The sequence below is a fragment of the Allomuricauda sp. XS_ASV26 genome, from assembly GCF_041224615.1.
GTDB lineage: Bacteria > Bacteroidota > Bacteroidia > Flavobacteriales > Flavobacteriaceae > Flagellimonas > Flagellimonas alginolytica.
The window spans coordinates 880479-892088 of sequence record NZ_JBGFGK010000031.1 but is presented as its reverse complement, the minus strand read 5'-3'; the positions used below and the strand labels follow the sequence as shown (position 1 = coordinate 892088).

Genomic DNA, 11610 nt, shown 5'->3' with positions numbered 1-11610 from the left:
CTTATTTGTTCTTTTTTATTGTTATCGTATTTCCTTCAACTTCGTATTTAAAATGGGTATGTGCCTGTATGGTTCTGAGCACATTATCTATTGATTCCTCATCGAACATACCCGTAAATCTCCGCTCTCCCAATTCTCTATATTGATTTACGATTTTTATATCGTACTGACGCTGTAAACGATTTATGATCTGTGCCATGGATTCATTTTCAAAAGCCAATATTCCCTTGGTCCACGATATATATGAGGACACATCCACATGTTCCACGATAAAGCCCTCTCCTTTGGATTTGGTAGCTTTTTGCGATGGCACTATCATTTGTAAATCGCTGTTTACCAAACCATTAAGCTCACCAACACCAACTGACCCTTCTACCAACACCACTTCGCTTGGACCATCTTCCTTATAGGCGGAAACATTAAATACCGTTCCAAAAACCTGAGTGTACATAGTTTCTGTTTTAACTATGAAAGGTTTTTCGGGGTTTTTCGCTATTTCAAAATAGCCCTCTCCGTTTAGGGCAACTTCCCGTTTGTCCAAGTTTTCAAAACTGGAAGGATACGTAAGGCTTGAACCAGAATTCAACATCACCACGGAACCGTCTTGCAACGTAACGGAAAGGTTTTTGCCGTAAGGAACCCTAATGGTATTATGAGCAACCTCTCCTTTGTTCTCACCTTCTTCGGTTTGACTCAAAACTCCATTTACAAAAGATACTACCGTATTGCCCTTTTTACTTTTTACCGTAGCATTGGTTTCTGGATCAATGGTCAAAATCTCACCATTATCCAATTGTATGGTAATTTGATTGGGGTCTAAATTCACCTGAATGTCCCCCAACGGGTTCTGATTGAGCAAAAAGTACAGTGAGGAACCTAAAACAATCATGATCACGGCAGCATACTTCCAAACATGCTCTCGCACAAACAACGACCTGATCTTTCTGTTTTCTTTTTCTTTAATGGTATCCAAGAAACTTTCAAAAGCAGCTTCGGTAGCCCAAGGCTTATCTTCGTACTTGACCAAAAAATCTGCCTGCACCAACTTTTTGAACACTTCTGCATTATTTCCCTTTTGGATCCATTCGAACAAAATCGTCAATTCGTCCTGCGAAGCTTCTTGGTTGATGTACCTTGTAATTATTCGTCTGATATCAATCTTGGTCATCTGAGTATTATTGTCACTTTTAAAAGAGACGCAAGATTTTTAAAAAACCCTTACAAGGACTTAAAATTTTAACATTTAAAATGTGAAATCCATGATTAAAGAAGGGTTTTATTGACTATAAAATCCCAGTAATCAGACATTTGAGAAGTAAATAATTATAAAAAAACAGTCAATTGTGCCCTAAGTCGTTTCATGGCCTTGGCCATGTGCACCTCTACTGTTTTAATGGATATTTGAAGTTGTTCCGAGATTTCCCGATATTTTAATCCTTCCCTTTTGCTCATAATGAACACTTTTTTGCATTGTTCGGGCAAATTATCGATCTCTTGCTCTACTTTTTTCAATCGCTCTTCAAAAAGTGAGCTGTCGGTTTCGGCCATTTCCAAATAGGCTTCGTCCTTTAATTTTTCCAAAAGTTGAAATTCTTTCTTCTTTTTGCGTTGTGAGTCGATAAACAAATTATAGGCAATTTTAAATAAATAGCGCTTTAATTTATTTTCGGAAACGGAAAGTTTTCGTCTGTTGTCCCAAATTTTGATGAAAGTCTGTTGGGCAATATCCTCTGCAGCTTTTTGGTTACCCGAAATTGCAGTCATATAATTGCACAACTCCCTATGGTATAGGCCAAACAAGTGGGCATAGGCCTCTTTACAGCCATTTTGCAGCTGTTCAATGAGGTAGGTTTCGTTTGTAAAACTTTTTTGGCCCATTATTTCACCTTTCTTTTTAGGTATGTCACAATCCAAATATTATTCGCATTGGGCAATTTTTTGCCAATTCTCAACATATCATCATTACATAACACAGAACAGTTAGAACAAACCATATGAGGATCTTTTTAAGTTTTCAACAAAAAAAGTACCGACGCCTAATATTCTCTTTTAAAGAGAGAATCTTTAATAAAGGAAAGTTGCTGTTATTTCCTAGATTCGATTAAAAACCAATTGAAATACTACCAAAAAACGTTAACAAATTATAAAAAAAACTTTAATAAAAATATTTTGAGCAATTTTTTTTATGATTTCCTGAAAACCCCCTGAGTTTTTAATCATCTAGATAATGGGTAAAGTCGAGTCCCTACACAGTATAAAGGAAATACATCTAAGTTTTTAAACTATGATCAACTCTTTTCCTTCTTTAAAACCGAAAGTGGGGAGTTTCTCACAATTCCTAAACTATTGGCCACTCCCAACACAAATACCAACAACGTAATGGCCGGAAGAATTATTGCAAATGGAATCCAGGATGGTGCAAATGCCGTATCAAATAAGACCCATGCCAAAAGTGAGCTTCCGAAAACAGCCAGCACAACGCCCATAAACGCACCTAAAAAGCCTAAAATAGCATACTCGATGGCAATCAATTTTAAAATTTGGTGACCTTTGGCACCCAAAGTCCTGAGCAAGGCTCCCTGTCTTACCCGTTGGTGCTTACTGCTATATATGGCTCCCATAAGAACAGCAATACCAACAAATATGCTGAAAAATGCCATAAAATTGATGACCCAGCTTATTTTACCCAATATTTCTTCCAACAAACTTAAGATACGTTTTAAATCCAAGATTGAAACGTTAGGAAATTGTTTGACCAATTGCTGCTGTAGCTTTGCCGAACCCACATCGGTCTTTGTTCTTGTGGTGATTACGCCAAATTGTGGTGCATTTTCCAATACTCCTTTTGGAAATACCACAGAAAAATTAGGTTGTAGCCTGCTCCAATCTACTTCGCGTATACTTTGCACCCGGGTATCCATAATTCTTCCTTGCACATTAAAGGCGACTGGATCTCCGACGCTTACCCGTGCCATTCGTGCAAAGTCACTACTTACTGAAATGGGAATATCGGTATTTGAACTGGACGTACCCCTCCAACTGCCCTCGGTTATTTTTTCCGAGCCGATAAGGATATCTCTGTAGGTAACCCTAAATTCGTGGTTCAGAATCCACCGACCGACTTGAGACGTGGTGTCCTTGCGAATTTCTTCCACGTGTTTTCCGTTGAGTTTTTCCACTCTCATGGTAACAATCGGAATTTGATCAATGACGGGCAAACCTGAATCCGTAATGGTTTTGGATATAGCGCTGACCTGATTGCTCTGTACATCCATAAGAATCATATTTGCGCTGTTTGCACTATCTTCTATGGAGGCTTTTTCCAAAAGCAAATCCTTGGTAAAATATAAGGTGCTGATCAAAAATGTTCCTATACCTATGGACAGCACCAAAACCAAAGTCTGATTTTGCGGTCGGAACAGATTCTTTAAACTTTGGCGGGGAATAAAACCCCACGAATCTGGAAAAAACTTCTTCAACAGGGCCATAAAAGCACGGGCAACCGCAGTTAGGACCAAAAACACGGCCAATAAACCTCCAACAAAAGCCAGAGAGCGTTCAAAATTGCCCAACAGCCAATAGGAAAAACACAGTACAAAAAGAACAATGCCCAATCCCACTGCCATTGTAGCCCTTTTTGGACGCGACCTTGTATCCCCCACCACACGCAATGCCTGCAATGGTGAGACATATAAAGTTTTCATCAACGGATATAATGCAAACAAAATGGACATCACCAAGCCTAAGGCGACACCTAGAACCATACTTTGATATGACATGCTAATGTCGACATCCACAGGCAGTAAATCGCCCAAAAGTACCGGGAACAATTGTTGAAGAAGATAACCGACCGTTGTACCCAACAACCCTCCTACAATACCCATGGCTGCAATTTGTATAAAGAAAATCAAGTAACTCTGCCTTTTTGATGCTCCCAAACATTTTAGTACGGCTATGCTCCTTAATTTCATTTGAACATAAATGCCCATGCCACTTGCTATGCCCACACAACCCAAAAGCAAAGCTATAAACCCGACCAGGTTCAGAAACTTGCCAAAGTTTTCGTAGCGTCTGCCCAAACGTCGTGCTTCCGAAATATGGGTATCCAAGTCTGCTTCTTCGGCATCCAGCACCGGGGCTAGTTGGTCATTTAACAATACCAAGTCTTCATTCTCATCGGCCTTAAAGTAATATTTGTATTCAATTCTACTTCCTGTCTGTATCAGTCCTGTTGCATCTATATATATATAAGGTATAAGTACCGGCGGTGCAATTGCACCAAAAACCGATGTGCTTCCTGGAACATTTTCCAGCGATCCGGCAATAGGGAGTGTAATCGCGCCCAATTTAATGCTGTCCCCTACTTTTAGATCGAGCTGCAGCATTGTGGTTGCATCTACCAATGCTCCACTCTGCACAAAATCTTTGGCTGCTGATTTTGGGATTGTTTCCAATTCACCATAAAATGGAAAACCACCTTCCACTCCCCTAACCTCCAAGAGCTTTGTGCCATTGGAACCGGGGAAAGCGGCCATGGACAAAAAATTGATTTCCTTGGCGTCGGCTCCACCCAATGAGTCTATAATAGCCCGTACCTTATCGTTGACGGGTTTATCACTTTCGATTAAATAGTCTGCACCCAAAAGTGATTTAGATTGCGAAGCAATGTTCTTTTTTAAAATCCCACTGAACGAGTATACACTGACCACAGCTGCCACTCCCAATGTAATGGAAAAAACGAACAGTATTAGCTTGCCAAAACTTGCTTTACCATCTCGCCATGCCATTTTTACCAACCAAGAAATCCCAGTATTGTTGTTTCCCATTACCCAACTACAGTTTGCTCTATTTTGCCAGACCTTAGCCTTATGCTCTTATCTGTTTTTTTGGCGAGTTCCAGATCGTGGGTCACTATCACCAAAGCAGTGCCCTGTTCTTTGTTTAGCTCAAAAAGTAATTGCTCTATTTTTGTCCCAGTCTCATCATCCAAATTTCCTGTTGGTTCGTCCGCAAAAAGAATGGATGGTTTGTTGGCGAAAGCCCTGGCCAGGGCAACCCGTTGTTGTTCTCCTCCGGACAATTGTGAAGGATAATGTCCGGCCCTATCGCCAAGACCGACTTTAACCAAAAGCTCCTTTCCTTGCTGAGCGGCTTTTTTAACCCTTCTTAACTCCAAGGGAACAATAACATTTTCCAAAGCCGTTAAAGTGGGCAATAATTGAAAGTCCTGAAAAACAAAACCTACATTCTGATTTCTTAACCGTGCCCTTCCGTCCTCATCCAATTTCAACAAATTTTGGCCACAAAGCCAAATCTCCCCCTCATCAGTAGTATCAAGCCCTGCACAAAGTCCCAACAATGTGGTTTTTCCACTTCCGGATGGCCCAACAATCGCAAAACTTTCTCCGGCATCCACTTCAAAAGACACATTATTCAGAACAGTAAGATCTTGCTCACCACTCCGGTAGGTTTTAGAGAGGTGTTGAACTTTTAATATCTTTGACATAACTCGTTTTTGGTTAAAACTCTCAAAATACTAAAATGGACAAGTCCAAGAAAATACCAAGCTTCCCTAGGCCGTTAATGTTTTGTTATTTTTTGATCTTACTCTTAATTGGCTGTGGTGATAAATCCGTTAAGAAAGACGCGATCAAGGACAATCCAGCTGAAAAAACCGAAACGATTACGACCGAAGGTTCCGATAAAAAAATTTTATTTTTTGGAGATAGCCTAACCGCAGGTTATGGACTTGAAATGGGTCAGGCCTTTCCAACTTTAATTCAACAAAAAATAGATTCCCTTGATTTGGATTATGCCGTGATCAATGCCGGATTAAGCGGAGAGACCACGGCCAGTGGAAAAAACAGATTGGAATGGGTTCTCGAAGAAAATATTGATATTGTAATTATAGAATTGGGTGCCAACGATGGTCTAAGGGGCATTCCCTTGTCGGAAACAGAGTCCAACCTAAAAAGCATGGTGGATACCGTCCGGGAAACCTTGCCAAACGCAAGGATTATTTTGGCCGGAATGAAAATCCCACCAAACATGGGACCCGAATATACCAAAGAATTTGAAGAAATCTTTCCAAAACTGGCCTCATCCGAAGAAATATATTTAATTCCTTTCCTATTGGAAAATGTGGCAGGCATCCCCCATCTTAACCAAAGTGACGGCATTCACCCAACCATAAAAGGGCAAAAATTGGTTGCCGAAAATGTATGGAAAGTACTGCAACCGATTCTATGAAACCTTCGTTGTTTTTAAAGATAAAATCTTAAAAATCGAAAGGCAAACATATTTCATCCCAAATAAAAACTGTAGTAAGCAATTTATTTTCAATTCAATAGCAAGAGTTAGAATTCTAATTTTTGGGCACAAAACGCTTCAATAAAATAAAGCTCCACTATTCTTATTTAGATTAATTATATTTAATTATTTTTGTCAGCGTAACTAAATAATGTAAACTTTCCTGATGAAAAATATCATGTTCTCTGCATTGGTTGTTTTGATTTCCGCCAATGCTTTTTCTCAAACCGAAAAAAAAGATAAAGATCGCGAAGCCATTAAGAATATGTGTGGTTGCTACGAGGTTACTTTTAACTTTGCCGAAACCTTTAATTATGCCAACGATTCCCTATACAAACCCTCTAAAACAAAAGTGGACAAGGGATTGGAGTGGGCACAATTGGTTACTGATGAGGACAACAAGATTTCCATACAACACCTATTACAGGTAGGCAACCCAAATGAGCCCTACATTGTAAAACACTGGAGACAGGATTGGTTGTTCGAGAATACCGACCTGTATAAGTTCAACGCCAATAATGAGTGGACCTACCAACAATTGGACCCGGCAGAAGTTAAAGGTCAGTGGACCCAAAAGGTATATCAAGTGGATGATAGTCCCCGCTACGAAGGTTCCGCCACCTGGGTACACGTAGATGGAAAAAGCTATTGGGAAAATACAACTCCTGCTCCCCTCCCCCGTCGAGAATATACCACCCGAAGCGACTACAATCTGACCATGAGGGGAAACCGCCAGGAAATAACGGATTATGGATGGTTGCACGAACAGGACAACGCAAAGATCATACGTGAAAAGGGGAAAGAAGACTTTGTTTTGGCCAAAGAAAAAGGGTACAATACCTATGTAAAAGTAGATGATAGCCGATGTGCCGGAGCTGCCAAATGGTGGAAGGAAAACCAAGAAAAATGGGCCATGGTTCGCGCCAAATGGGACGAGGTCTACGGCAGAAACACTGATCTGCAACTAGAGAACAAAGTGGACAACAAAGTTCTTTTTAAATATTTGTTGGATGAAGAGGCCTACAACGAAAAAGGCAAAATTGATGAGATCATCGAAGCTTTTGTAAAATAACCAATACATGAAATCACTAAAGAAAATACTTTTATTGGGTCTGTTCTTGCCTACCTTTTCCTTGGTCGCGCAAAACAGCAATGTTTTACTTGATAGAGCTTTCTGGAAAAGCAACCCAGATGTTGAAACCGTAAAAAACAAAATCAAAGAAGGCAACGACCCTGTGGCGCTCAATGCCAATGCTTTTGATGCAGTGGTGTACGCCCTTTTGGAAAAAGCGGACGACCGGGTTATTACCTATTTGTTATCCTTAGAAGGAAATTCCGTGGACAAGAATACCCACGATAGCCGTATTTATCTCCATTGGGCAGCATACGCAGGAAAAATTGAGATGGTAGATTATTTACTGGAAAAAGGTTCTTCGGTGACCGATTTGGACAGTCATGGATACACTCCCTTGGCTTTTGCCGCCAATTCTGGTCAAAAAAATCCAGAACTGTACAATACGTTCGAAAAGCATGGAGTAGTTCTTACCGAAGAAAAAAGCGACAACGGTGCCAACCTTCTTTTATTGGTAGCGGCAGCTCTGAACAATGAAAAAGAGCTCAACTTTTTCCTAAATAAAGGATTCCAGTTGAACAGTAAAGACCAATCAGGCAACGGTATTTTTAATTACGCTGCAAAAAAAGGAAATACTCAATTCCTTGATTTGCTCATATCAAAAGGGGTCGATTATAAAACACCAAACAAGGAAGGTGCCAATGCTTTTCTATTTGCAGCACAAGGAGGGCGTGGATTTAGCAACCCAATATCTGTCTATGAGTATTTAAAAAACCTAGGGTTAAATCCCAATATGGTAACCCAAGATGGCTATACGCCTCTTCACCGTTTGGCCTACAACAATAAGGACAAAGCTATTTTTAATTTGTTCCTTGCGGCCGGAGCAGATGTAAATCAGAAAGATATCAATGGTACTACTCCGTTTATCAATGCTGCTGCCCGAAACAATATAGAGATGGTCAAACTACTATCAACAGATGTTTCAAACTTCAATGCAAAAAACAACGAAGGGCAGACACCTTTAATGCTCGCCTTGGAAAACAACACTCCCGAAGTGGTGGAATATTTGCTTTCCAAAGGCGCCGATGCCACTTTGAGCGACAACTCTGGAAATTCAATGGCCTACTATTGGGCAGCCTCTTATAACGCCAAAAATATAGCAGCCTTTGAAGAAAAAAGAAAGATGTTGGAGAATAAGGATGTGGTATTCGATACGGCACAGGCCGATGGCAATACCTTGTACCATTTGGCGGCCAAGAACAATAACGTATCCCTTGCCAAAAAACTGGATGGTCTTGGTATCAACGTGAATGCCAAAAACGCCGAGGGGCTCACGCCATTGCATTTAGCTGCAATGAAAGCCGATGATGATAAATTAATGAAGTATTTGATATCAAAAGGTGCCGATATAAACATCAAGACCGACTTTGAGGAAACGGTTTATGATCTGGCCAGTGAAAATGAACTCTTACAACAACAAAACATCGTATTAACCTTTTTAAAGTAAGATGAAAAAATTGATTAAACTAGTTCCTGTACTTATGCTTGCAGGATTACTGTTCACCGCCTTTGCACCCACCCAGACCAAAACGGTAAAGTGTCTAATCCAAATGACCAATTATACTGGTGAAGGTGCGTATTTGGTGGTTTCTCTCCTTAAACCTGATGGTGAATATGATCAAACCCTCTATGTCCAAGGTAAGGATAGTGAATGGTACAGTGAAATTCCCGAATGGTGGAAGTTCTATGGCAAATATCGTCCCAATATAGATGGTATTTCCGGTGAAACCATAAGTGGGGGCGAACGTACTGTTACCGTTTTGCAGATACCCGAGGATAAAATTGATAAAGGATATCGTATTCGCTTTGAGACTTCCGTTGAAGATCAGGAGTATTACATGGATGACATCCAATTTGAGCTGACTTCGGATAACCTGAAAAGCAAGAAAGAGGGCAAAGGATTTATCCGCTACGTGCGAATGCTCGCGCAGTAAAAAAGATCTATGACCATATCCATTTGGCGATACAGCCATTTTTTATTGGCTCTGGTTTCATCCATATTTCTTTTGATTGCTTCCGTTACCGGTGTAATATTGGCCGTGGAACCTATACAGCATCAAGCCAAAGGGCATGCAATCAATGATTTGGACCAAATTTCGCTGGCAACCACGATCCATGCACTTAATCAAAATTATGAGGAGGTTTTCTCCTTTGAGGTAGAATCATCCCATTTTGTAAAGGCCTCGGTTCTGACCATGGATTTGGAAACACATGATATTTATATCGATCCAAGAACGGGTGAACAACTGGGCATGGTTCAAGACCGACCTGGCATTTATAGTTTTGCCACCAATTTACACCGCTCACTGTTCTTAAAGGGCATTGGGCGGTTTTTTGTGGGGTCAATTTCGTTTTTATTGCTCTTGATCGCCCTAACCGGATTGGTGCTGTTGGCCAAGCGACAAGGAGGGATAAAAAAACTGTTCTCCAAGGTACAGCAAGATTATATGGAGCTTCGCTATCATGTAATTTTAAGTCGATGGTTTTTTATCCCGATTATCATCCTTTCCGTTACCGGCGTTTATCTTTCGTTGGAAAAATTCAATTTACTTCCGGACACCAGCACAAAACATTGGGTAGAACAGAAAATCCGGTCCCAGAACAAATACAATAGTGTTCTAAATATCCCTTTCTTCAAAAACACAACACTTCAGGATGTTAGAATGGTAGAGTTTCCTTTCTCCGAGGATCCGGAAGAGTTTTACCAAATCTCACTAAAGTACGAAGAAATCCAGGTAAACCAAGAAACTGGCGACATAGTCGCCAGTGCTTCCTATCCTTTTGTGGCCTTAGCTTCCAGGGTGAGTTTTAACCTGCATACGGGAGAGGGCAGTTTTGTGTGGTCTTTGGTCCTACTTTTGGCAAGCGCTTCGATCTTGTTTTTTATCTATTCCGGGGCTGTGATGTCGGTAAAACGGATAAAACGTGGTAAAAAGCACATTACTTTAGATCAAATGCCGGATAAGGATGAGAGCGAGATTATAATTTTGGTGGGCTCGGAAACCGGAACCACCTACGATTTTGCACTGCAATTATACCGATCAATGAGTTCGACCAATAAAAAAGTCTACCTTACCGAGTTGAACCATTACACCACATTCCAAAACGCAGAGCACATTATTATTTTGACCTCTACCTATGGTGAGGGCGATTCCCCGACCAATGCCAGAAAATTTCTGGGTAGGATAAAATCAGTGCATCAACCTAAAGACCTGAACTATTCGGTTGTTGGTTTTGGCTCTACCGAATATCCTGATTATTGCAAATATGCCATTGAAGTGGACAATGCCCTTAACCATCGGGAAAACTTTACACCTCTTTTGCCGCTTCAAAAAATAAATAATGCTGCGTTCTCTACGTTTAATGACTGGGCAAAGGAGTGGAGCAAAGCCTCAAAAATTGAATTTTCTCTACGACCCGCTTCAAAAAAACAGAAAAAAATCAAACTTGTCCCTTTTGACGTCGTCCACCGCTCGGATTTAAACATTGATGATACCTTTTTACTCAGGCTGAGGCCCAAAAACAGGGTTGATTGTACTTCTGGCGATCTGTTGTCCATTTACCCCAAGGGTTCCGATATTGCCCGACAGTATTCGGTAGCTAAAATTGGAAAAGACATTGTTTTAAGTATTAAAAAGCATGATTTCGGCCTTTGTTCAACCTTTCTATCCGAATTGGAGCAAGGAAGCACCCTGATGGCAAGTATCGACAAAAATCCACACTTTCATTTTCCTAAAAAAACACCTTCCGCCATTCTCATTGCAAATGGAACGGGGATTGCACCATTTTTGGGAATGATCCACCAACACAATACTATTAAAATCAGCCTACTCTGGGGGGTGCGTTATACATCTTCCACAGATTTATACTGTGAGTATATAGAAAATAACATCGGGCACAATACCAATATTGCCCAATATATCGCTTACTCGAGAGAGGAAAATAAGATGTACGTTCAGGACATGCTTTCCAAACAAGAAGACCATATCTTGAAAACTATAAAAGATGGCGGTTGTATTATGATCTGTGGTTCCTTGGCCATGCAAAGACAAGTGCTGGATGTTTTGGAATCCATACTTCTGGAACACACTGAGCTGGACCTTGATCTACTCCAAAGCAATGGACAATTAAGAATGGATTGTTATTGATTGCATTTCCTGCCTACTTTT

Annotated in this window: 9 protein-coding genes; 5 read left to right on the top strand and 4 right to left on the bottom strand. The window is 40.5% G+C overall.

Features of this window, described 5'->3' with window-relative positions:
* Window position 1 precedes the first annotated feature (1 nt).
* The 4 genes from AB9K32_RS11380 to AB9K32_RS11365 form a co-directional block, all read right to left on the bottom strand.
* Window positions 2-1168 carry a FecR family protein gene (locus AB9K32_RS11380; RefSeq protein WP_369885229.1) on the bottom strand — a complete coding sequence of 389 codons (1167 nt, stop codon included), beginning with the start codon at window positions 1166-1168 and terminating at the stop codon, window positions 2-4.
* A gap of 155 nt (window positions 1169-1323) precedes the next feature.
* Window positions 1324-1878: an RNA polymerase sigma factor gene (locus AB9K32_RS11375; RefSeq protein ID WP_224834908.1), complete on the bottom strand. Its 555-nt coding sequence runs from the start codon at window positions 1876-1878 to the stop codon at window positions 1324-1326.
* Between the two features lie 410 nt (window positions 1879-2288).
* Complete coding sequence (locus AB9K32_RS11370; protein WP_369885228.1) at window positions 2289-4826, bottom strand: ABC transporter permease; 2538 nt, start codon at window positions 4824-4826, stop codon at window positions 2289-2291.
* Entirely contained in the window at window positions 4826-5506 is a 681-nt protein-coding gene (locus AB9K32_RS11365; RefSeq protein WP_369885227.1) for an ABC transporter ATP-binding protein, read from the bottom strand. The genes AB9K32_RS11370 and AB9K32_RS11365 overlap by 1 nt, the downstream gene beginning before the upstream one ends.
* Before the next feature lie 35 nt (window positions 5507-5541).
* On the opposite strand from AB9K32_RS11365, the gene AB9K32_RS11360 reads away from it, so the two are divergent.
* The 5 genes from AB9K32_RS11360 (at window position 5542) to AB9K32_RS11340 (ending at window position 11589) form a co-directional block, all read left to right on the top strand.
* Window positions 5542-6249: an arylesterase gene (locus AB9K32_RS11360; RefSeq protein WP_369885226.1), complete on the top strand. Its 708-nt coding sequence runs from the start codon at window positions 5542-5544 to the stop codon at window positions 6247-6249.
* A gap of 226 nt (window positions 6250-6475) precedes the next feature.
* Window positions 6476-7381 carry a DUF6607 family protein gene (locus tag AB9K32_RS11355; protein ID WP_338194132.1) on the top strand — a complete coding sequence of 302 codons (906 nt, stop codon included), beginning with the start codon at window positions 6476-6478 and terminating at the stop codon, window positions 7379-7381.
* Window positions 7382-7388: 7 nt separating this feature from the next.
* Window positions 7389-8888, top strand: a complete 1500-nt coding sequence (locus tag AB9K32_RS11350; protein WP_369885225.1) for an ankyrin repeat domain-containing protein — start codon at window positions 7389-7391, stop codon at window positions 8886-8888.
* Between the two features lies 1 nt (window position 8889).
* A complete protein-coding gene (locus tag AB9K32_RS11345) occupies window positions 8890-9375 on the top strand; it encodes a DUF2271 domain-containing protein (protein ID WP_369885224.1) in 486 nt (161 codons plus the stop codon).
* 9 nt (window positions 9376-9384) lie between these two features.
* Entirely contained in the window at window positions 9385-11589 is a 2205-nt protein-coding gene (locus AB9K32_RS11340; RefSeq protein WP_369885223.1) for a PepSY domain-containing protein, read from the top strand.
* The last annotated feature ends 21 nt before the right edge of the window (window positions 11590-11610 follow it).

Bases quoted from the DNA above. Each gene is read 5' to 3' on its own strand.
- AB9K32_RS11380 (WP_369885229.1), bottom strand. From the start codon at position 1,168: ATGACCAAGATTGATATCAGACGAATAATTACAAGGTACATCAACCAA.
- AB9K32_RS11375 (WP_224834908.1), bottom strand. From the start codon at position 1,878: ATGGGCCAAAAAAGTTTTACAAACGAAACCTACCTCATTGAACAGCTG.
- AB9K32_RS11370 (WP_369885228.1), bottom strand. From the start codon at position 4,826: ATGGGAAACAACAATACTGGGATTTCTTGGTTGGTAAAAATGGCATGG.
- AB9K32_RS11365 (WP_369885227.1), bottom strand. From the start codon at position 5,506: ATGTCAAAGATATTAAAAGTTCAACACCTCTCTAAAACCTACCGGAGT.
- AB9K32_RS11360 (WP_369885226.1), top strand. From the start codon at position 5,542: ATGGACAAGTCCAAGAAAATACCAAGCTTCCCTAGGCCGTTAATGTTT.
- AB9K32_RS11355 (WP_338194132.1), top strand. From the start codon at position 6,476: ATGAAAAATATCATGTTCTCTGCATTGGTTGTTTTGATTTCCGCCAAT.
- AB9K32_RS11350 (WP_369885225.1), top strand. From the start codon at position 7,389: ATGAAATCACTAAAGAAAATACTTTTATTGGGTCTGTTCTTGCCTACC.
- AB9K32_RS11345 (WP_369885224.1), top strand. From the start codon at position 8,890: ATGAAAAAATTGATTAAACTAGTTCCTGTACTTATGCTTGCAGGATTA.
- AB9K32_RS11340 (WP_369885223.1), top strand. From the start codon at position 9,385: ATGACCATATCCATTTGGCGATACAGCCATTTTTTATTGGCTCTGGTT.